Raw genomic sequence first — 22,001 nt, forward strand, 5'->3', positions numbered from 1 at the left:
GGTTACTGTAAATAAAATTCTTGAATTTGATTGCGGTAAGGTTCTGACTCTTTTAAAGGATAGACCACGAAATCATGCATCATCCCCGGCACAGATTCTAAATGCAAGTGCGTACCCGTCGTTTTTGCCACCCGTTCTTGCAGACACAAGACATCCGGATGAAGAATATCTGCGGTACCACTGATCACAAACAGCTCGCCTAAATCCTTCATGTCCCCAAACAACGGTGAGACCCGGGGATCCTCTAAGGAAAAGTTCCCCGCGTAATTTTTCCCGGCTTCTGCCAAGCGGTCTCGCTCCAATAAGACATCCTCTGCTTGCAAGGCCGCCACCCGGGGGTCTTGTAAAGTTAAGTCCAGCCACGGAGAGACTAAGGCCAATTTCAAGGGTCGATGGGGTTGATTCAGATTCCGCAACTGCTGTGCCACGCTTAACGCCAAACCGCCCCCTGCAGAATCCCCGAAAAAGTAAAAGCGATCGTCAGGATACAAAAAGCTCAAGCGCCCAAAGGCTTCCAGTGTGCGACTCAAGGTGATTTCTGCAGTATTTTCCGGTGCCAACGGATAGTCAAAATAACTGACCTTCAAGCCTGCCGCCACCATTCCCTCCTGAATTTCCTTGTGAAAAGGTGAGGCCTCTAACGCATAGCCCCCACCGTGGAGATAAAACACATGACGCTTGGTAGAATGATGGGGAAAAAGAGTAATCAAAGGAGAGTCTTGAATCAACTCGGTCTTCTTCGGCCACTCGCTGCGCTCTAAGCGCCGCGTCGTAAAATCCCGGCGTTTTGGCGGAGTCACCATATTGGCGCCCACCAGTTTTTTCATATTTACTACTTTAAAAACTTGTTTGACAAACTGTGCCGAAAAACGCATCTCCACCAACTCCTCCCGCTTCAATAAAAAACATGGTATGATGAGACTAACTTGATTATTCCAAGCATACCTTACTTGAACTGGAAGTGTCTATTATTTCAAAGCAAAGTCGTGATTTGGCCTTTGACAATATTCGAGGCTTGTTAATTTTTTTAGTGGTCTTCGGTCACGCTCTGGAGTATTTTCGCCTGAGCTTTCCCTTCGCCCAATTCCTCTACGTCTTTATCTACTTTTTTCATATGCCTGTCTTTATCTTTATTTCCGGCTATTTCTCAAAAAATGTCCAGCGGGGGCGGGAACAAGCGGTGCGGCAGTTTCTTTTGCCCTACCTCTTATTAAACCTGATTCTCAGCTTGATCATGTTGGCCATTGGTAAAATCGATCAGATCTTAATCTTAAACCCCGGTTGGACGCTGTGGTATCTCTACTGCATGTTCGGCTGGCGGCTTTTATTACCAGACTTGATCCGCGTGCGTCACGTTTTCATTTTGAGTTTAATCGTCGGAGCTTTATCTGGCTTTTTGACGGAGTTTGGTACTTATATGGCCATGGCTCGCACCTTTGGCTTTCTACCCTTCTTTTTGGCCGGCTATTATTGTACGCCAGCGCATATCGAAAAAATCCGCCACTTTCCTTACCGGCGGCTGCTGAGTATATTGGTCCTTGTCATCGGTTTAATAACGGCCTTTTTCTGGGTTAAAAGTGGTACTCCCGCCGAGATTCTCTGGGGGGATCGAGCCTACGCCTTGCTCGAATTGCCTTTGTGGCAAACATTACCGGCAGATATTTACCTGTATGCTCTAAGCTTCGCCTTTATCTTTGTCTTCTTGACTTTGGGCCAAGCCAAACACCGCTTTTATACAACTTGGGGCCAACGCACCCTTTCCGTTTACTTGCTTCATGTGTACTTAGTGGCTCCTTTGGTGGAATTCACAGAAAAAATCACCAATCCTGTGCTCCACTTAAGCTTGCTCTTTGGTGGCAGCCTCCTGATCCTGTGGCTATTAAGCCGGCCTGTCGTCACCAAACAATTGCAGCTAGTCCTCCAGCGAGTCACTCACTTTATCATGCCCAACAAAGAAAAACGCTAGACGAAAGGTGCTTATTCCCTACTCGTCTAGCATTTTTTTGATTCATAAAACTATTTCACTTTAAATTTCAGTCCTTTGCCCACTTGCCAGACACTTAGCACCGCACTAGAAACCAAGAGTGCTTTGCCGGTATTCCGCGCCACTTGTTTCAAGCGTTGAGTGTCCATTTCCTTGCCACCTTCATAGGCTTCCGTAATCTGTTCTTGAGCAAAGCCAAAGGTATCTCCAATGCCATTCAGGGTAGTGCGTGCAACATCCGCCAACTTTTCTTTTCCTTGATGCAGTTGGTGGTCATTTTTCGTGAAAAACCCCGCCGCAGTGTCAATCACTCCATCTAGAGTCTGCCCGGCATATTTTCCGGCGTTTTTATTTCCTTGAAAAACCTCGGCTCCCGCTTCTTGCAAAAGCTGCGCATGAGTCAATTCGGCAGCCAGGTTAAACGCTCCGCCAATCACCCCACCGGCTAAAGCCCCAGTACCCTCACCGATTTTTTGAAACCAATCCATGGTAAACACCTCTCTTGTATTCGTTCTTAGAATGACCATACGTCTTTCTTACCTAAAAGACAAGTCCGATACTAAAGGCTAAAAACTTTTATAAAAAAGAGGAAGCAAAAATTGCTTCCTCTACTCCAAGACTATTCACGAATCAAATAATCAAATGCTCCTAAGGCTGCCGTCGCACCGGAACCCATGGAAATGATGATCTGCTTGTAGGCGCTGTTGGTACAGTCTCCTGCCGCAAAGATTCCCGGTACATTCGTAGCCCCATGGCCATCTACAACAATTTCCCCACGAGGATTTTTTTCAATCGTTTCTGGTAGCCATTCAGTATTCGGCATTAAGCCGATTAAGATGAACACGCCGGAGACAGCCAAAGTGTGACTTTCTTGTGTAGTCCGGTCAGTATAATTTAGAGCTTCTACTTGATCGCCACCACTGATTTCATTGGTTTGAGCATTGGTGATGACCGTGACGTTCGACAGACTAGCTAGCTTCGTTTGCAAGACTTGGTCTGCTTTTAATTCTGGCAAGAATTCCAAAACGTAAACATGTTTTGCTAGATTGGCTAAGTCAATTGCCGCTTCAATCCCAGAGTTTCCACCACCGATAACGGCGATTTCTTTTCCGGCAAACAATGGTCCATCACAATGCGGACAGTAGGCGATTCCCTTGTTTTTAAATTCTTTTTCCCCGGGAACGTTGATGTCTCGCCAGTGGGCTCCCGTAGCAAGGATAGCCGTGCGAGTTTGCAAGACTACACCATTTGCCAACTCGACTTCCACCAAGTCCGTCTTACGGATATCTTGTACCCGTTGGCCCTTCATCAAGTCCACGTCATATTGTTTCACGTGTTCTTCTACCTGAGCCATTAGTTTCGGTCCTTCGGTATAAGGTGTGCCAATCAAGTTTTCGATGCCGAGGGTTTCCATGACTTGACCGCCGAATGTATCGACTACCATCCCGGTTTTAATGCCTTTACGAGCCGCGTAAATCGCACTGCTGGCTCCAGCAGGTCCACCGCCGACTACTAAGACATCGAATACGTCTTTATCCGCAAAGGCACTGGCATCTAGCGGTCCCGCTACTTTTTCCACTAATTGTTCGATGGTCATGCGGCCACTGGCAAATTCTTCTCCACCAAGAAAGACGGTAGGCACCGCCATGACTTTCTTTTCCTCGACTTCGGCTTGGTACATCCCGCCTTCAATCATCGTATGGGAAATTTTCGGATTTAAAACTGCCATAATATTCAGTGCTTGCACCACATCTGGACAGTTGTGACAAGTCAAGCTGACATAAGTTTCAAAATGTAGCTCTTGGTCAATGGCTTTAATCTGAGCCGCGACTTCCGGCTCTATTTTCGGTGGTCGTCCCGCTACTTGTAACAAGGCTAAAATAAATGAAGTAAACTCGTGGCCTAATGGCAGTCCAGCAAAAGTAATGCCACTCTTACCGGTCGCCGGATTGACCTCGAAACTTGGCGTACGAGGCAAATCCGCTACCGCTACCGTGATTTTATCGCTCATGGCCGCTACTTCATTTAAAAATTCGCCGGTTTTTTTCGAATTTTCATCCGTCCCTAAACTGGCTAAAAATTGGATATCTCCTTCTAGAAGTTCCAAATATTGCGCAAGTTGTGCTTTCGTTTCGTTATCTAACATGGTGCCTCCTTAGATTTTCCCCACAAGATCGAAGCTAGGTTTCAATGTTTCCCCGTCTTCTTTCCATTTTGCCGGACAAACTTCCCCTGGATGAGTCCGCACGTATTGACCTGCTTTGATTTTATCTAGCAATACGCTAGCGTCCCGGCCGATACCGTCCGCATTGATTTCCATTGCTTGAACCACGCCATCAGGATCGATGATGAAGGTGCCCCGTTGCGCTGCCCCAGCTTCTTCGTCTAAAACATCGAAGTTACGAGCGATGCTGTGATTTGGGTCCCCAATCATAATGTATTCAATTTTGCCAATGGCTTCAGAAGTATCATGCCATGCTTTATGAGTAAAGTGGGTATCGGTCGAACATGAGTAGACTTCTACACCTAACTTTTGCAATTCGCCGTATTGTTCTTGCAAATCTTCTAGTTCAGTTGGGCAGACAAAGGTAAAGTCTGCTGGATAAAAACACAGAACACTCCATTTACCCTTGAAATTTTCGTCTGATACTTCGATAAATTCCCCTTTGTGGTAGGCGTTCGCCTGAAATGCTTCAATTTCTTTTCCAATCAATGACATAATCTTACCCCTTTGCTTTTTTATTGAGAATGAACTCTCGTAATTGAAAATATAGTGCTTAATTCTATAAAAATACTAAGAATTAATTAAATTGATTATAAATTAAAACGGATTCTACTGTAAAGGAATGTGCCCTCTTGCACAAAAGAAAAAAGTGTCAGCTGTGATTTTCCGACACTTTTTTCTCAATAATCTTTCACATTACTTTAAAACTAATGAATCATGAAGAATAAAAAATAACTTTACTTGCTGTCTTCTACTTTTATCGTGATTTTATTATTGAGAAAAATACTCAATTACTTTAGGAGTTTGTTTCCCCAAGCGACGTCCATTCTAAAATCTGGCACTCATAAGGCGCCAGGAGTTGCGTGCCGCAAACAAGGTCTCGATCGGTCAGAAGTTCTTTTGCTGGAATGTGCAATTGGTAGCTCGCTTCTTCCATGGCGAAATTGGTTATATAGATTTGAACGCCATCTTTCGTTTTTCGGCGATATTTCATCAAACCTTTTCCAATCTGAAGAAACTCACGATCCGATTCAAACGGTAGGACTTCTTGACAACAAAAAGCATCCCACATCGGGCTAGTCTGCAAATTTTCGGGTAAAGCACCGATGTACAAAATACTTCCCTTGCCTCTTTGCGTTTTTCCAATAAAAGTCGCTTTGGAATCGCTGGTTTGTCCCAAGGTTTCCCAAGAATCATCCCCAACAAAGGTGGTCACCAACCGATCCAACTGTTCTTGATGTGTAGCATAAGCCCCCAAAAACTCGATACCTTTCACAGAAAATTGCTGAATTTGAGACAACCCTAGCCATTCTCCTAAATTATCTAACCCATTATGTTCAGGCCAAGTCAGCTCTTCTGTGCGATCACCAGTCATTGGTCCTAGAATCAGTTTCCCACCTTTTTGAACAAAAGCTTGCAATTTACGTAAAACTTGTGGACTAACCCAGCGTAGAAACGGCACAAAGAGCACTTGATACTCTGCAAGAGAGCTACTTTCTTGAATGACTTCCACGCTGACCCCTTTGCGTATTAAGCTACCATACAGGTCAGTGAACAAACCACGATAGTCGTAATAGCCACCATTATCGATAGTGTAAAAGCGTTTCGCATAATCCGAGTAAAGAACTGCTACCTTAGCTTTCACATATTTGGAAGCCGCAAGTAATGGTGCCATACGCTGATGCAATTCTCCGGCTTTCACCACATCCTCATAGCCTCTATCCGGTTCTCCCCAAGCCGTCAAGACCGCACTGTGGGGCTGTTCCACGCCATAGCGATGGCCTCTAAACAACCAAAAATTAAAGGATTTTAAGTTTCCCGCCAGACCGATAAACAGCTCACTAGTAACAAACCCTTTAGGTCGTGGAGTAGCATAGTTTTCCAAATGGCCGGCATTAGCCGTACAAGTTTCCAACAAGAACACCTCTTGACTAGTGTCCTTCACGTTGCGCCAGCGATCCAAGTTGAGGGTATACGCGGGAAAATCCGTTGGTGGTGCATAGGTATCAAACCCTGCCACGTCTAAATCACCAAAGAGATCATCGTTTTGCAAATTAAAGCCAAACGCAGAATTGTGGGTAACCGGAATCGCCGTTTCCATACGGATAAAGTGACACAAATCATGGGCGAATTCGTTTAACGTATCGGCAGTAAAACGGCGAAAGGCATTCATCAAAGAAGAATTATGCAAGAAAGGTGTGCGCCAAGGCAACACCACATCTTCAAAGGAGTCATAGGCTTCACTCCACACACTGGTTCCCCAGCTTTGATTGAGCCATTCTACGGTTTGATACTGAGTAGCGAGATACTGCGGCCATCGCTTCTGACAAGTGTCGCAGTAGCATAAGTCCACGTGACATTTGAATTCATTGTCCAACTGAAGCAAGACCACGTTGTCATAACGATTGAGGAAAGCTGCAAGTTTTTGCGTCAACCGATATGCATGCCGGCGAAAATCCGGATTGTTGGTACAAACATGTTGTCTGGAACCATGAACCATCACCGTACCATCTTGATTCTTCACTAAAGACTCAGGGTATTTCTTCGTAAACCAGCGAGGCGGGGTCGGGGTTGGGATACACATACAAACATCGATACCTTGCGCTTGATACAAATCAAGCGAACGCTCCAATAGTGAAAAATCATAGACACCTTCTTGCGGTTCGAAGTCCTTCCAAGCAAATTCCCCAATTCGTGCAAAATTCATTCCTAGTTTCGCCATGGTTTCCACATCGCTGGCGAAAACTTCTTCCGGCCACACTTCAGGATACATGCACGCCCCATAATAAGTCTTTGTAAACAATTCCTCAGTCAAATAAGGACGCAGGCGTTTTTTCACATATTCCGCTACCACTTGTGCTCCTTTGGCGGAAAAATGAGTATCGTCCATGGAACCTGCAGGATAATTTGGATGTTCGCCGACTCCTAGCCACAGAAACAACTCCTTAGCTTTTTCAGCTCCTAAACTTTGATAGTAAAAATACGTGTACCGATTGAGATCAAACAACGCCAAGTCATGTTCTTTTTGCAATCGACGTAAAACTGCTTTATACGGGGCAAAGGTCTCCGCAACTTGTCCTGTGCCATCAACTCGGTGTTCCACCGGCGTACAGAGAATCGGAATAACTGACTTTTCTTTTAACAAAGTAACCATTTCTTGCAGTCTCATAGTATATTCATTTAAGGAAACGCCGTTTTTGGGATTTTGGTCGTTGTGGCCGAATTGAATCAGTGCTACATCTCCAGCTTCTGCCACCTCCAACAATCTCGTAAAGCGACCTTCTTCCATAAAAGAACGGGTACTGCTCCCGGCTTTGGCAAAATTCTGTACCTCTACCGGTAGCAATTGAGCCAAAGCTTGGCCCCACCCTGACAAGGGAGCAAACTCTTCTCCGTAACTAGCCATAGTGGAATCCCCAGCGAGTAATATTTTCATCACTTTCTCCTACTTTCTTACATTGTGATTATGAAAAAAGGCTAGGTCAATGACCTGGCCTTTTTATCGTGTTTATCCTCGGCCCTTGCGGTATTGCCCTGGGGTCATCCCCGTTACTTTTTTAAAGAGCCGATTGAAATAGCTAGGATTGTACCCCATGCTTTCCGCAATACTACTGATTTGTTGATTTGTTTCTACTAACAAACGCTTGGCCTCAGCAATACGGATATTGGTCAAATAATCAATAAACGTAACGTGTTTCACTCGTTTGAATTCCTTACTTAAAAAGATTGGATCCAATTCAAACTGGTCTGCCACATACTCCAATGACATCTGCTCATTGGTAAATTCCTTTTGCATGTAATTAGCGACTTCTTGAATCGTCTCATTGAAAGAATTCGAGACTTTTTCCTGCCAAAGTAACGAGACCGGCTTCAAGAAATGTTGGAAGAGAAAGTCGGTGACTTGCTCCGGATTTAAAATCCGTTGAATCCGTTCCAATAATACGGTTTTCCCTAAATATTCACTGGAGACGATACCACTTTCGCTAAGTTCATATTCCACTTGATCATACAAACGATTAATCACGAATAAGACGGCGTATTGCCGATCATTTTTCACCAAGGCTTGTTTGATAAAGGCTGCGGTGCTGTTGTAGAGTTCCTCTTGGTAGCTACTCTTCAGTGCGGTAATCATCAATTTTTCCTGGGTCACAGGATACTTTGGTAACTGCTTATCTCGGGTCTCTTCTACTAGCACTTGATTTTCTAATAACAGATGTTGGTGCGTAATCAATCGCTGCGTCTCTTCCACCAAATCTGGTATTAAGCGGAACTGGTTTTCTAAAGGTGAAATCACAATCGTCAAATGACGCCGAATCACCGAATTAATTTGCTTCGTCAAAGCAGTCACGAATTCTTGGTACTCCAAATCATCCATCATGGCCACCAGCGTAATCTGCATCTGGTCAAAAGCTAAAATCGTCCCATCCGCAAAGTACATACTCGTCAAATCGTTGACAATGTTTTCAATAGCGAAGAAAGTGTAGTGATCTTCTTGTACCGCTTGCTGAGGAGTGATCAGCTCATTGACCTGGATAAAGAGGATACGATAGCCTTGATAGTTCACGTCCCAACCTTTTTGGATCAAGTGTTGGCGCAGTTCTACCTCTTGTAAATAACCGTAATATCCCTCGACTAATTGTTGCATTACTTGCCGTTTAGCCGAATCTTGCAAGCGGAGAGTCTGTCGTTCTAGTTTATCTTTTTCTTGGTCCATTTGATTCCAACGATCGACTAAAAACTGCAATTCATCTTCGGCTTGCCAATTATCATCGCCAAACAAGCGTTCCATTGTTTGTTGAATAGGTTGATATTGTTTACCTGCGAGATAAAGACTAAGTACCAATACGCCTGCGATAAAGATGGTGCTCAAGATCAACAAGACATTTGCCAAATGGGTAATTGGGCCAGTAACCGCCTTCAATGGTACTAAGGAATAAAAGGTCCAAGTTTGATTCAGTCGAGCGTTTTCCCTAGCCATCACACTGTATTCTTCTCCATTGATGCGTTCCACCCAAGAGCCAGCAGCTGGCGTGTTCTCTTTCAAATAGGTACGTAATGCTGAATCACCAGCGGTTATGATAGTCCCTTTGTCAAAAGCGATCCCCACACCACTGTTGGGCACCTGTGTCGCATTGAAATACTTCAACATGGACTTGGCATCCAACGTGGCTACGAGATAAACCAAGGGCGTATCGGGATTATTGGTATTAATGTTTTGAACGAAATCTAGATGCCCATTTTCAGCGATTTGCCAACGATAGAGTTTGTTATCTGCTATCTTGAAATCTTTAAGCGCCTTTTTTTGTTGTTTCTCACTTAGTTGGAAGGTCCCACCACTTTCCAAACCAAAAGGATCCTTCCCTAAGGAATAGATCCTTACATTGCTTACATAGTTTGAACTATTCGCTAAATAAAACAGTTCCTCTGAGATTTGATTCAATGTTTGGTAGGCTGTATCCGCTGTGATTTGCTCACTAAAGCGATTTTCATAAGACTGTCCCCAAACGCTTAGGCTAATTTCTAACTGAGAAAGCTGTTGGTTAATATTGTCTACTACTCCGGCGATTTGCTGATTGTTCGCTTGGCGATAGGATTTCTGCAAAGGGCCACTAACATAGGCATGTAGCACCAATGCCACTACTAGCAAAGGCAAGACAATCCATAGACTCATCAATTGAATCCGCCTTTGTAAGCCGCCTTTTTTCAAAAGCTTCATATCTCTTCATCCTCTAGATTCGATTGAGGCCACTGTTCAACTGAATGATTTCTCCATCCACCGAAATCCAGACCGGTAGTTGAGACAAGTTGAGCACCTGACTTCCGTCTACAGTATAAATGAGTTGACGGCCCGCGTCCATGTATCGTTTAAATTCCAAATTGGTGCAATACCAAATATCATCTCGCTGGCCAACTTGTTCTGCAAAAGACTCCATTAGAGCCCAGTTGTCATCACGACTGAACTCAAAGCTGTGTCCCCAGACATACATTAAGTATAGGTACTGCTTCTTTTCCAAACCGATGAATTCTGCTCCATGTTTTAACAAATCATGGTTGTGATGACAAGTCGCTTGCCACCGATACCAATCCTTAGGTAAGCCGTAGTGATGGTGGCTGCCTACCACTCGGCTGTACTCGATGCCCAAAGCAGGCAATAAATCGATAATCTCTTGGGTAAAAGACCCATTAGGATAAGACAGCCCTTGCACTGGATACTCAGTCAGACTTTCTAATACTTTACGATCTTCCAAAATTTCCTGAGCCACTTGAGGTAATGGGCAACGCTCAATCGTTGGGTGCGTCAGAGTATGACAAGCTACCTCATGCCCTTGATATAAATCCGCAACTTCACTCATGGAAATCCGATCATGATCTGCCTTGTCCCCGAAAGCGTCGGGAAAACGCCCACCATTTAAATGGAAGGTGCCTTTTAGTCCCCAACGATTAAAGATTTCTATGAGACGACGGTCTTCGGTGCGACCGTCGTCATAACTCATGGTTAACGCCTTAAATTTTCCTCCTGGATAACACAAATAGTACTGCTTCATTTTTTTTACTAGCCTCTTTTCTTTACCCTTTCACGGAGCCCACGAGCATCCCTTTGGCAAAGTGTTTTTGTAAGAATGGATAGAAAATCAAGATTGGTAGAGTGGCCACGATAATTACAGCAAATTTAACCCCTTGTTCTGGTGGCACATAGTTTGGATCCATGCTAGAAAGAGCATTGGCTCCACTGGAAGCCATAGTAATTTGGCGTAAGAGTAATTGGATCGGCCATTTAGCAGCGTCGTTAATGTACAGCAAACCACTCATGAAGTCATTCCAAATTCCCACCGCATAGAACAATGTAAAAGTAGCAATTACCGGTTTTGATAGTGGTAACATGATTTTCCAGAGAATCCCAATTTCAGTACAGCCATCCATTTTTGCCGACTCTTCTAGTTCCACAGGCAATTCTTGGAAGAAGTTTTTAATGATCATTAAGTTAAATGGATTAATAGCAATCGGCAAGATCAACGCCCAGTAGGTATCGATTAATCCTAAGTTCTTAATGACGATAAAGGTTGGAATCATCCCACCGGAAAACAACATAGCGAAGATTACTAAGTTCAATAAAGTATTGCGCCCTTGCAAGTGCCGGCGAGACAATGGATAGGCAAAAGTGAAGGTACAAAACAATTGTACTAGCGTCCCGACAATCGTTACCCCAATCGTGACTAACAAGCTACGAACAAAAGTATTTGTGGAAAAAATGTACTTGTAAGACTCTAAAGTAAATTCTTTAGGCCACAAGAAGAAGCTACGGGTAGTTAATTCCAATTCAGTAGCGAATGAACCCGCGACAACGTAAATAAAAGGAATGATCATAATCAGCCCGATTAAGCCTAAAAAGATGAAATTAAAGACATCGAAAACTTTTCCGGCTGTGGTATTGTGCATGTTTTTCATGGGGTTTCCTCCTTAATACAAGCCGCTTTCGCCAAAGCGTTTTGCCAGCTTGTTCGTACCAAAGACTAAGATGATACCGACAACTGATTTGAATAGCCCTACCGCTGTGGAATAACTATATGCCCCATTGGTAATCCCCATCATGTAGACGTAAGTATCGAATACATCCGCTACGGTACGGTTCAATTGGTTGGTCATCAAGTAAATTTGGTCAAAGCCCGTGGTTAAAATTGAGCCAACTTTCATAATCAGCATAATGATAATGGTAGAACGAATCGCTGGTAACGTAATATGCCATACTCGACGGAAGCGTCCGGCACCATCCATGATGGCTGCTTCATATTGCTCTTGATCGACACCAGACAATGCGGCTAAGTAAATAATGGTGCCCCAACCGATTTCTTTCCAAATCGACTGCAAGACGATCATCGGCCGGAACCATGCTGGATCCGAAAGAAAATCGATTTCTTTCCCTGTTAAGGAAGCGACAAAGTTTGCTACCGCCCCATGGTCCACATTGAACAAGATGTACCACAAGCTAACCACGATGGTCCAAGATAAAAAGTGTGGCACATAGACAAAGGTTTGGACAGTACGTTGGAAGACCTTGCTGCGTAATTCATTTAACAACAATGCCAAGACGATTGGTGCTGGAAAAGAGAAAAAGATGTTTAAGAAAGCCAACATTAACGTGTTCCAAAGAATCCGGAAAAAGTCTGGGTTGCTAAAGAAATCCCGGAAGTTCTGTAAGCCGACCCATTGACTACCGTTGATTCCAGCAAAAGGCACATAGTCTTTAAAAGCGATAATCAGCCCATACATCGGAGCGTACTTGAAGATTGCAAAGTACAAAATCCCAGGAACTGTCAGCAAGTATAGCCATTTATTTTGTTTAAAATGCCGCATAAAACTCCCCAAGGCACTTTTTTTCTTAGTCGTTTTACGGATTGTTGTTTCCATTAGTTTTCCTCCTTCATTTCATCCCCGATTAAATCAAGACAGCAAATCACGTTTAAGCACCATTGAGAAACCACATTCGTAGAAATCCAAGGCATTTCTGACACCTTTTGCCAAGTGGCTACTGCTTGTCGGGAGTCTGCTACTGGTAACGCCATGCCAGATAGATCGTTTTGTAAAAGTAAATCCCATGCCCGTTGGCTAATTTTTTGATCGTTTCGCTGAACTGCCCCATAAGCCATCATCGTCGTAGCAAACATTGGCCAAGAGAAGTTTGGTTCTTTCAATAAGCCTTCCGAGTAGTGCTCCTTATCTTCTGGTGACAGACTGTACATCCAGCCAAACTCAGCGACCATGTCCGACCACTCGTCATCTTCTAAGTTCATAGCCAGCTCCGTCCACACTTGGGGTGCCCCAAAGGAAATGACCATGTGATAGCCTCCAGTCAAACCAGTCCCTAGATAATCCAGCGTCTTCTTCTCTGGATCAAACATGGTAATCGGACCAGAAAGCAGCCGATTTGGTGATCGTTTCAAGCAATCAATTCCTGTCAAAATCTTTTGCAAGTAGACCTGATCGCCAGTACGTTCCCATTGGGTAAACCAGTTTGAAACCAAAGCTGACCAGTCGGGGCCGACACGGACGGGAATTTTCTGACCGTCTCTTTCCATGAATTCTCGCATTGGCGGTAACTCATCAAAAGCGTATTCTTCGTTGTCTTTGACTTGCTCCATGATTTCTCCGATGCGTTCGTCGCCGGTTAAATAATAATAATAGCGGTGTAACCCGGCCATCGAAATGCGGACTTCTTTGGCTTGACAACCCCAATGTAAGACATTGTGTCGTGATCCTAGTCCCTTGTATTCTCCAGCGTGATATTGGTCCACTTCAGAAGTATGACGAGTCATGTTTTCAGCGAAGTAGTACACCTCGGCATCCCCTGTGCGAAGAAAGTCTAGCCACAACCACATATTTGGCACGAGCTCGGTATTTTGCCAAGCGTAACCGCCCAAATCATAGCGCCATTGATGGCGGAAGCGGTCATAGGTATGCATCACATCACCGAAGTTCCAAAAACCATACCAGCTCCGTTGCCCCACTTCAGCTAAATAAAACTGGCGTAAAGCTAACATTTGCTCTTCTAACATGGTTTTGGTCTGATTACTCTTATCCGGTAAGCTGAAGTAACCGAAGACTCCAGTATTACGATAATCCTCAGGGTTCGCCACAATTTGCGCCGGTTGCTGATTTTCCTCTGCTAAGGCAAGGAGTTCTTCGTTACTAGCAGGAGTGGAAAAGAGGTCAATCCAGATTCGAGAAGTATTAGCGATGCCCACCGGGGTGGAGCGGATTTCCTCCATACCTTCATACCCACTAAGCATGTGATCCCGTTCAGAATAATGACGAAAATCCATCGCTTCAGCTTCTGGAGACCAAAGCCAAGTAGTCAGTTTCGTTTGATCATGGCTCAATCCACTAACTTCGATTTCAGAAGGAGCTTTTTCCCAGAAGTTTTCCAAGCTACAAGCAACCCCACCAGTTTCTCCACCGGCATACAAGGTACCAGAGTAATGAGCCCCGTCTCCCATGGGCAACCAACAGTAATCCTTACCAGTTTGCTTCGCCATTTCAAATGAGCGATGCGTACTTTGAACTACACGGAAGTTGTTCCAAATTGCATTTTCTTTCCCGTGAAGCAACATCGGTTCGTCTTCTGCATCTAGCTTTACGATTTCCCCTTGGGCTTGTAAGTGATAATTTGGATTATTTTCATAAAAGCGGCGGGAAAGCAATAATTGCGCCGGTTCGCTGTATACATCATCCCCGACGAATTTCACTTGTCGATTCCACTTTTCGCCGGTAAGTGCTGTGGTGAATTCCAAGCCTAAACCTTCATAAGCTAATCCTTTGATGATGACTACCGTGTGGATGATTTCCAGTTTGGCCAGTCCTCGATAAATACGAAAACGCAGAGTGAACTCTTGGGCACACTGACCTTGAATGTGGATTTCTCCGGTTACTTTTATGACGGCTTTTTCTCCGCCATTTTCTTCTAACTTCAAACCCGTTACCTGAGAGCGATATTTCTTTCCTTGGTATTGTAAAAGTAAATGCAAATTAGTCAGGCGTTTTTCTCCTGATACTTGTACCCAGTCCAAAAGATTGATGCCTTCCCCGTGTTTCGGGAAGAAGCCTTTGATGATACCATTATCAAAATAAATTCCGTTGTATTTTTCATTGGCGATTGCCTGTTGTTCCAGTTGCTCTCCTTGATGAAAGTTCAGTTCAGTTTCTGAGGAAACCACGCCATTGTGACCGGTCCACTTCACTGAACCATCCGGCCAATACGCCATAACCTTCGTCTGTAATGGTGTTTCTCCTAAGTAAAAGTCCTTTTCGGCTACTTCAGCAACAGCTAATTCCCCTTTATGCCAAGGATGACCAAAGCTCATTCCTCGAATGACTTTTGGACTATCTTTTAACCATTTCAATCCCATTTGTTGCTTCCTCCATCTCGCTTGTCTCTTCTACAGCCGCAGCGGCTACTTTTTGTTCATTTTCTTCAAAGAATTTCAAATACAATCCCATAGTTCCATAAATCCAAATACCAATACTTACAAAGGGTAACAAACCCGGTAATAGCAACGTAACGGTGCTACAAATACCAAACCACAACAGGCCCAATAAGCTTCCTACAGGTTGATAGGTCAAAAATTTCAAGGAAAAGCCGAAATACCGTTTTGCCGGAATCTCGTAAAACTCATACATGGCAAACATTGTCATTACAACCGTAATCAGAATACATTGACTGATGATGTAGAGTACCAGTCCTTTAATGGTTAAATCCGTTACCACAAAAAGTTGAACCATAACGGTAGGTAGACCGAAAATCAATAGAATTGGGCCAAAGATTCGGTTGCTACGCCAAAAGTTCTCCTTGTAGTAGGATAAGTACGTGCGTAAAACCGGCACGCCTTGTTTGCGAATATCCAGCTTTGCCAAATGAAACCCGGCTTGAATCCCCGGGCCAATTCCTAGTAGCACACCCCCCATCAAGATTCCTAACAAAACGCAGAGATTAATGCGTAAACAGTAAAAAATCAGTTCCGCAGAAGCATAAATTTTCTTCCAATTCACGGTTACTCCTCCTTTTGATAGACCTTCAAGTCCTTGTAGCAAGCTTTCATTGGAGCCATTTGACGAAAGCCAATGTACCCCTCAGCTAAGGCCGGTCCATAAGCTCCATCTTCTTCATAGGAAAACAACAATAAATCGTTCATCCAAAAACGAACATGATTACCATCTTTTTCGATGGCTAATTGATAAAACTCTAGGACATCTGCGACTCCCGGCAAAGGATCTGCACCTTGAGCGACTAAATGAAAGCCATGACTCTTGCGTAAGTTACACGTTTCAAAGCAGCGTTCTGTAGCATATTTCCGGCGATAATAGGAGATATGATACGCATCAATCGCCCCTGAATGATATTGGGGATAATACCCATTACGCTCTGGCAAACTTGGATCAAACAGATCTTTCTCCTGCCCCATGGCGGAAAAGAACATCATACACAATCCCGGTTCCTCCAATGGCTTAAATTGCCACTCAATGCGTATCCGATCTGGAAATTTCTGTGGCACCCAATAAAGAAAGTGGGCATAATCTCCCAAACTTTCATCATCTCCATTGGTTAATACCAAGCCACCATCAAAGGAGATTTTAGGATTCCCTTCTGTGATGAATCCTGCAACATCTTCTGGTGTTTGGAGTGGATTTTCATAAATCAAACGATATTGTTTCATGCGATCACCCTTCGTTACTAAAACGGTTTCAATTTTGTACACTCATAATAGTCTTGACCTGGGTTTCTAACAATTGACTTTTTTTGAAATCCGCAGAAACCGCTGATATGTAAGCGTTTTTAATTGATTTTTCTTGAAGAAAAACAATTGTCGCAAAACTACAGGTCAACCACTTTCGTACTGATCACTTACTAAAGACTAGTTGCTACTTACCTTTGAATATCGCCGGCTAATTTCAGGCTTTTAAAAAATCCTCTGCTAGCTGAAATAAGACAGAAAAAGAGGCTGAATGAATCTCCAGCCTCTTTAACGGATTATTCTTTTTCGTGTAGTTCGTTGGTTTCTTTCACCAATTGGGTACCACCTTGATCATGCCATAATTGAACGGCATCTTCCCAACCTTTTTCATCAATTTGACCTGCCACGTATTGTACCCGAGCGTCGCTGATGATTTGGTTCAATTGGGTCCCTTTGGTAACGTAAGTTTGCGTATTGTAAGAAGCCGCTGGATTGTATACCGCAAACTCTTCGTCTGCTTCCATTAAAGACAAACGTTTTTCATAACTCTTCATTGCTGTTTCAGTTTCTGGTTTTGCTTTGTAATACTTATCTTCAGCAGTCACATTCATGCCAATTTGTGAATAACCTTTCACCGCATTATTCAATGCATCTGCTTCAGTAGTCCCTTTAATTGCTTCTGCCATCCCATCAACAACCTTGAAGTTCGTACCTTCAATCCCGTTATTCAACAAGATTTGAGCTTCTTCATCATTCAATTTATCCAAGAAAGTCAAGACTTCCTTCAATTCTTTTTCCGTCTTCACACTAGCTTTCGGAATTGCTAAGAAACCAGAGTACCCATCTGTTGGTAATGCGTTCATTTGGCCTTCATTGTCCGTCAAGTTCCCAGTGAAAGTCACAAAATCTTCTTCGCCAGCTTGAGTCAACTTATTACTAATAGACGCTGCCCGAGAGTAGGTATCGATGATGATGCCTCCACGGCCGTTGATAAATGGTTCGTCCCATTTATCCGCTGCTAATGTCGCAAAATCCTTGTTCACGTAACCTTTATCTACCATATCTTTCACGTATTTGATTGATTCCAAATATTCCGGTTGTGTAAAGGAAGGTTCTAATTTTCCATCTTGTTCAACCCAAGCATTGCCAGAACCAAACCAAGTCGCTAATACATCATAAGGACTGTTTGTGTTAATAGAGCCTGGCCATTGCGGGATAATCAAACCATACGTATCATTTTGACCATTGCCATCAGGATCGTTTTCTGTAAAGGCTTTGGCCAAGTTGTATAAATCATCAATGGATTTAGGCATTTCTAAACCAAGATTGTCCAACCAGTCTTGACGTACCATGACTGCCGTACGCATCGCATCCCGTTTCCGGAAGACCCCGTAGACTTTGCCGTTTACAGATGAGTTCCGCAAAATGTCTTCATTGGCTTGAGACAAGTTTGGATAGTCTTTCAAATAATCCGTTAAATCCCAGAAAGCGCCGTTTTCGGCAGATTTAATAAAGCCACCAGATTTTTGTTGTACAACCATGACTTGGGGAATATCATCGGAAGCCAATGTAATGTTCATTTTGTCTTCATAAGAAGTGTTCGGAGCCCAGCTGATATCGATCTCTTTCCCAGTATATTTTTCCAGCCCTTTGATGATTTCATTGTCATCTGATGGGGGCTCCGTTTCAATGTACGGTGCCAACATGGTAATGGTGTTAGCATCCGCCGCCTTTGTTTCTTCACTCTTGCCACAAGCTGATAACAGGGTAAGCGAAAGCAACCCTGCACCAAAAAGCATTAAACTTTTTTTCACTTTATTTCCTCCTCGAAATTTGATTATCACGGTTTTACAACCGCTTTCAACAAGGAAATCATAACGAAGGACCCGATTTCCCGCAATTGACTGTTTTTGCTAAAATGTGGAAACTGTTGGTATGTAAGCGTTTTTTAAATAGATTAAATTCCTTTGTCAATAAAAAAAGCTCTGCACTTTCCGCTAGTTATACTTATCATATCTATCTGTTACTGTCAAAGTCTGGAAAACAAAAAAACTCGCCGCTGGTCAGGCGGCGAGGGGAGGAGAAAATGAAAAAGTGTTAGGGTTGTTTGTTGGTATGGATATAGAATACTCAAGAAATTTGAAGAAAGTATGATGGGAAAAAGCCAAAAGTGTAAAAGAAAGCTAAATGAAACCTAAAGTCTTGTTTCTATCGTAAACAAGTAGCCACTTTCAGTGAACAGTCGACAAAAAAGACCGCAACTCTTACAAGTTGCGGCCCATACTTCAAATCTAAAGATCTTCCAATCCATCCTGATCTAAAATCGTAATCTGTTTTTTATCCCGGAGAATCAAGTTTTGTGCTTCCAATAGCTTAAACTTTCTAGACAAGGTCTCTGGAGTGGTTCCCAAAAAAGCCGCTAGTTCTTTCATCTTCATAGGCAAGGTGATTTCCTCACTGTCGGCCACTAGGCTCAAATCCAGTAAATAGGCAGCTAAGCGTTCCTCGACTTTTTCCATGGATAAAAACTGGGCTTGTTGCTCCGTGCGCAAGCTTTTTTCTGCGTTGATTTTTAGTAGTTTCAAAGCGATCTTAGGATAGTCTTCCAAAAGTTTGGTGAAGTCGGCTTGCCGTAAGACACAGACTTCACTAGGCACTAAGGCTTCTCCAAAGCTTGCGGTATTAGATGCTCCAAAAAGCTGATTCTCCCCTTCATAGCCTCCCGGTTCCACAATGCGCAAGAGCTGTTCTTTGCCACTGGCGGAAAGTTGATAGACTTTCAGTGTTCCTCGGGCCACGATTACCAACTGGGCCTCCCCTTCAGGAGAAAAGACTTGCTCGCCTTTTGCCACCACCCGATGACGGGTCAAAGCATTGACCTTTTGCTGATCTTCCACATCCAGATGATTAAACAAAGGAACTAGCGAAACACATAGATGTTCTTCTGTCATCGACTTCACCTCCACCGTTTTTCTTTATCCTATCACCATCTTAAAAAAAGCGTTAGGAACTTGCTTTTTCCACGGCTTTTAAAACCGGATAGCCTAGGTCTTCCACTGTTTTTTGAATCGCTGCTAAACTCGTTTCTTTTTCATTGAAAGTAGCTTTCAATTTGCTAGCGTTGAATAGTACTTTGACGCTATCGCTATCCACCCCAGCCATGCGTTTGACACCACTTTCGATTTTTTGCATACAAGTTGGGCAAGCCAAGGTTTCTAAATTTAAAATTGCTTTTGCCATGATGAACTCCTCCTTTTACTTTTGATTCAATTGAGCGGCTTCGGCTAGCATTTCATACGTCTTCGTCATTGTTGGGCAAGCATCTGCGGGGATGGTAAAGTCTTGGGTCAGCTTACGCAATTCATCAAATTCTGGTGTTAGATCGGCTTTTTCCCCTTGATTGGCAATTTTGTCGGTTAGCTCGCCATAGACTTTTTTGACATCGAAGACTTCTGGATGGTGTTTCCCATGGGCTCTGGTGATGGCCGTGGTATACAAAGCTAAGGTTTCTGCGTTTTTGGATAAATAAGTAACTGCTGACATAATTGATTCCTTCTTTCTTTAATAGGGAAATGGACGGTTCCTGTTTGTTGTCCACTTCCTTTAACACTTTTAGTATAGTCACCGGTGGCACTCCAGTACTTGATAGCTATCAAGTTTTTGCTTTTTATTTTACTTTGTAGCGCAAAAGACGCATCCCATTTAAAATCACGACTAAAATACTGCCTTCATGGACAAACATCCCAATGGTCATATTCATCCAATTGCTGAAAATTAGACTGGCCAACAACACTAGCACCACGCCAATAGCAATCCCGATGTTTTCCTTCATATTCCGTGCTGTCGCTTTGGTTAAGCCAAGAGCGTGTGGCAAGCGCGCAAAATCTGAGTTCATCAAGACGACATCGGAAGTTTCAATGGCTACATCGGTGCCGTTGCCCATGGCGATGCCAATATCTGCAAGGGCTAAGGATGGACTATCATTGACCCCATCCCCCACAAAAGCCACCACTTGTCCTTGGCTTTGCAATTGTTCAATGTAATTGGCTTTGTCTTCCGGTAGCATATTCCCTTTGGCTTCCGTCAGGCCCAGCTCCTCTGCCACTAAAGTCACCGTGCCTTGATTGTCCCCGGAAAGTAAGACCAGATTTTTAACCCCAAGTTCTTTTAACTGGCCTAAAACCCCTTTGACTCCCGGACGTAATTGATCTCGAATCCCTAAAAGTAGCACCAATTGCCCATCCACAGCCAAGGCTACTAAGGAATTGCCTTTGGCTTCAAAATTCTGAGCGTCTTTTTCGATGGCCTTGGATACGGTCAACCCGGTTTGTGCCATTAAGGCGAGATTTCCCACAGCGATTTGACGCCCGGCGACTGTTGCTGTAACCCCGCCACCTTTGACCACTTTAGTTTCTGTCACGGGTACTTTGTCAAAGTTCCCTAGCCAATTCAGCACGGCTTTGCCTAAAGGATGATCTGATTCTTCTTCGATACTGCCAAGAAAAGCGAAAACTTGCTTTTTCTCCGCCTCGTTACCATAAAACTGCCAGTCGGCTACTTCTGGATTGCCTATGGTCAACGTGCCTGTTTTATCAAAAACCATGGTGTCCACTTGGCTGAAGCGATTAATCACCTCGCTACCTTTTAGCAAAATCCCGTGACGGGCACCATTGCCAATCCCGGAGACATTGGACACAGGGACCCCGATGACTAATGCCCCAGGACAGCCCAGCACTAAAATTGTAATCGCCAGTTCCAGATTACGGGTAAAGGCCCAGACTACCAGCGCCAAAAGCAACACAATCGGCGTGTAATACTTAGCAAAGCGATCAATCAAACGCTCGGCTTCGGATTTTGAATCTTGGGCTTCTTCCACTAACTCGATGATTTTGCCAAAAGTCGTATCTTCCCCGACTTTATCCGCTTGAATTTCCAAGGTGCCATTTTCCAAAATCGATCCGGCAAAAACATCGCTGCCCACACTTTTCGTCACCGGTAGTGATTCACCGGTGATGCTGGCTTCATTGATGTGGCCTTCCCCTCTTAAGACATGGCCGTCCACCGGCACTTTAGCTCCGGTTTTGACTAAAAGCACATCCCCCTCGTCTACCTCATCCACGTCGACTTCTTCGTATTGGCCCTCCGCCACTTGTAATAGCGCACTTTCCGGCGCCAATTCCGTCAACTCTTTAATGGCAGACCGGGTTTGATTCAATGTCCGCTGCTCTAAGTAGGCCCCAAACAAAAAGAGAAAGGTCACTACCGCGGACTCTTCAAAATTTTGAATGGCAAAGGCGCCAATCACTGCAATCGTCACCAAAAGATCAATACTCACCACCCGGACCCGCAGAGCTTGATAGGCTTGTAAGGCAATAGGCAAGACCCCAAGAATAGACGCTAGGACAAAGGCCCCCACTTCTAAAGGTTCATTGTGCAGTAAGAAATGTGCGCCAAAGCCCACTACCACCAAGATCCCATTCACTAAAGCAATTTGATTTTTATGACTCATGATCTGTTTTTGCATTTTTACTCCTCCTCATCTACGCCCTTAGTATAATGAGGAACGCCC

Annotated in this window: 18 protein-coding genes; 1 reads left to right on the forward strand and 17 read right to left on the reverse strand. The window is 43.9% G+C overall.

Features of this window, described 5'->3' with window-relative positions; translation table 11 throughout:
• Positions 1 to 2 precede the first annotated feature (2 nt).
• The gene (locus tag I579_RS03115; protein ID WP_010754921.1) at positions 3 to 875 is read right to left on the reverse strand and encodes an alpha/beta hydrolase fold domain-containing protein; all 873 of its coding nucleotides are present in this window, start codon (positions 873 to 875) and stop codon (positions 3 to 5) included.
• A gap of 86 nt (positions 876 to 961) precedes the next feature.
• Between I579_RS03115 and I579_RS03120 the strand changes: the two genes are divergently transcribed.
• Positions 962 to 1,966, forward strand: coding sequence for an acyltransferase family protein (locus I579_RS03120; protein ID WP_010754922.1), 1,005 nt, complete (start codon positions 962 to 964; stop codon positions 1,964 to 1,966).
• Between the two features lie 50 nt (positions 1,967 to 2,016).
• On the opposite strand, the gene I579_RS03125 is transcribed toward I579_RS03120, so the two are convergent.
• From I579_RS03125 to I579_RS03200, 16 genes are all read right to left on the reverse strand, one after another.
• Entirely contained in the window at positions 2,017 to 2,472 is a 456-nt protein-coding gene (locus I579_RS03125; protein ID WP_010754923.1) for a hypothetical protein, read from the reverse strand.
• 131 nt (positions 2,473 to 2,603) lie between these two features.
• Positions 2,604 to 4,130, reverse strand: a complete 1,527-nt coding sequence (ahpF, locus tag I579_RS03130) for an alkyl hydroperoxide reductase subunit F (RefSeq protein ID WP_010754924.1) — start codon at positions 4,128 to 4,130, stop codon at positions 2,604 to 2,606.
• A gap of 9 nt (positions 4,131 to 4,139) precedes the next feature.
• Complete coding sequence (gene ahpC, locus I579_RS03135) at positions 4,140 to 4,703, reverse strand: alkyl hydroperoxide reductase subunit C (protein WP_010754925.1); 564 nt, start codon at positions 4,701 to 4,703, stop codon at positions 4,140 to 4,142.
• Positions 4,704 to 5,004: 301 nt separating this feature from the next.
• On the reverse strand, positions 5,005 to 7,644 hold the full coding sequence (locus I579_RS03140; RefSeq protein ID WP_010754926.1) for a beta-galactosidase: 2,640 nt from the start codon (positions 7,642 to 7,644) through the stop codon (positions 5,005 to 5,007).
• 72 nt (positions 7,645 to 7,716) lie between these two features.
• Entirely contained in the window at positions 7,717 to 9,924 is a 2,208-nt protein-coding gene (locus I579_RS03145) for a response regulator transcription factor (RefSeq protein WP_010754927.1), read from the reverse strand.
• 13 nt (positions 9,925 to 9,937) lie between these two features.
• Complete coding sequence (locus tag I579_RS03150) at positions 9,938 to 10,753, reverse strand: polysaccharide deacetylase family protein (RefSeq protein WP_010754928.1); 816 nt, start codon at positions 10,751 to 10,753, stop codon at positions 9,938 to 9,940.
• A 22-nt stretch (positions 10,754 to 10,775) separates the two neighbouring features.
• Entirely contained in the window at positions 10,776 to 11,654 is an 879-nt protein-coding gene (locus I579_RS03155) for a carbohydrate ABC transporter permease (RefSeq protein WP_010754929.1), read from the reverse strand.
• A 12-nt stretch (positions 11,655 to 11,666) separates the two neighbouring features.
• Positions 11,667 to 12,614, reverse strand: coding sequence for an ABC transporter permease (locus I579_RS03160; RefSeq protein ID WP_010754930.1), 948 nt, complete (start codon positions 12,612 to 12,614; stop codon positions 11,667 to 11,669).
• Entirely contained in the window at positions 12,614 to 15,109 is a 2,496-nt protein-coding gene (locus I579_RS03165) for an exo-rhamnogalacturonan lyase family protein (RefSeq protein WP_010754931.1), read from the reverse strand. Before I579_RS03165 ends, I579_RS03160 begins: the two co-directional genes overlap by 1 nt.
• Positions 15,084 to 15,749, reverse strand: a complete 666-nt coding sequence (locus I579_RS03170; protein ID WP_010754932.1) for a YesL family protein — start codon at positions 15,747 to 15,749, stop codon at positions 15,084 to 15,086. The genes I579_RS03165 and I579_RS03170 overlap by 26 nt, the downstream gene beginning before the upstream one ends.
• Positions 15,750 to 15,751: 2 nt before the next feature.
• A complete protein-coding gene (locus tag I579_RS03175; RefSeq protein WP_010754933.1) occupies positions 15,752 to 16,414 on the reverse strand; it encodes a DUF1961 family protein in 663 nt (220 codons plus the stop codon).
• A 314-nt stretch (positions 16,415 to 16,728) separates the two neighbouring features.
• The gene (locus I579_RS03180; protein WP_010754934.1) at positions 16,729 to 18,246 is read right to left on the reverse strand and encodes an extracellular solute-binding protein; all 1,518 of its coding nucleotides are present in this window, start codon (positions 18,244 to 18,246) and stop codon (positions 16,729 to 16,731) included.
• Positions 18,247 to 18,723: 477 nt separating this feature from the next.
• Complete coding sequence (locus I579_RS03185) at positions 18,724 to 19,383, reverse strand: Crp/Fnr family transcriptional regulator (RefSeq protein WP_010754935.1); 660 nt, start codon at positions 19,381 to 19,383, stop codon at positions 18,724 to 18,726.
• Positions 19,384 to 19,435: 52 nt separating this feature from the next.
• Positions 19,436 to 19,672: a heavy-metal-associated domain-containing protein gene (locus I579_RS03190; protein ID WP_010754936.1), complete on the reverse strand. Its 237-nt coding sequence runs from the start codon at positions 19,670 to 19,672 to the stop codon at positions 19,436 to 19,438.
• Positions 19,673 to 19,687: 15 nt separating this feature from the next.
• A complete protein-coding gene (locus tag I579_RS03195; RefSeq protein ID WP_010754937.1) occupies positions 19,688 to 19,975 on the reverse strand; it encodes a hypothetical protein in 288 nt (95 codons plus the stop codon).
• A gap of 124 nt (positions 19,976 to 20,099) precedes the next feature.
• The gene (locus I579_RS03200) at positions 20,100 to 21,956 is read right to left on the reverse strand and encodes a heavy metal translocating P-type ATPase (RefSeq protein WP_010754938.1); all 1,857 of its coding nucleotides are present in this window, start codon (positions 21,954 to 21,956) and stop codon (positions 20,100 to 20,102) included.
• Between the last annotated feature and the right edge of the window lie 45 nt (positions 21,957 to 22,001).

This window comes from Enterococcus asini ATCC 700915, from assembly GCF_000407365.1.
Lineage (GTDB): Bacteria > Bacillota > Bacilli > Lactobacillales > Enterococcaceae > Enterococcus_C > Enterococcus_C asini.

Coding starts and splice junctions, on each gene's coding strand:
- I579_RS03165 (WP_010754931.1), bottom strand. CDS start 15,109: ATGGGATTGAAATGGTTAAAAGATAGTCCAAAAGTCATTCGAGGAATG.
- I579_RS03155 (WP_010754929.1), bottom strand. CDS start 11,654: ATGAAAAACATGCACAATACCACAGCCGGAAAAGTTTTCGATGTCTTT.
- I579_RS03145 (WP_010754927.1), bottom strand. CDS start 9,924: ATGAAGCTTTTGAAAAAAGGCGGCTTACAAAGGCGGATTCAATTGATG.
- I579_RS03200 (WP_010754938.1), bottom strand. CDS start 21,956: ATGCAAAAACAGATCATGAGTCATAAAAATCAAATTGCTTTAGTGAAT.
- I579_RS03140 (WP_010754926.1), bottom strand. CDS start 7,644: ATGAAAATATTACTCGCTGGGGATTCCACTATGGCTAGTTACGGAGAA.
- ahpF (WP_010754924.1), bottom strand. CDS start 4,130: ATGTTAGATAACGAAACGAAAGCACAACTTGCGCAATATTTGGAACTT.
- ahpC (WP_010754925.1), bottom strand. CDS start 4,703: ATGTCATTGATTGGAAAAGAAATTGAAGCATTTCAGGCGAACGCCTAC.
- I579_RS03190 (WP_010754936.1), bottom strand. CDS start 19,672: ATGGCAAAAGCAATTTTAAATTTAGAAACCTTGGCTTGCCCAACTTGT.
- I579_RS03125 (WP_010754923.1), bottom strand. CDS start 2,472: ATGGATTGGTTTCAAAAAATCGGTGAGGGTACTGGGGCTTTAGCCGGT.
- I579_RS03150 (WP_010754928.1), bottom strand. CDS start 10,753: ATGAAGCAGTACTATTTGTGTTATCCAGGAGGAAAATTTAAGGCGTTA.
- I579_RS03175 (WP_010754933.1), bottom strand. CDS start 16,414: ATGAAACAATATCGTTTGATTTATGAAAATCCACTCCAAACACCAGAA.
- I579_RS03195 (WP_010754937.1), bottom strand. CDS start 19,975: ATGTCAGCAGTTACTTATTTATCCAAAAACGCAGAAACCTTAGCTTTG.
- I579_RS03115 (WP_010754921.1), bottom strand. CDS start 875: ATGCGTTTTTCGGCACAGTTTGTCAAACAAGTTTTTAAAGTAGTAAAT.
- I579_RS03160 (WP_010754930.1), bottom strand. CDS start 12,614: ATGGAAACAACAATCCGTAAAACGACTAAGAAAAAAAGTGCCTTGGGG.
- I579_RS03185 (WP_010754935.1), bottom strand. CDS start 19,383: ATGACAGAAGAACATCTATGTGTTTCGCTAGTTCCTTTGTTTAATCAT.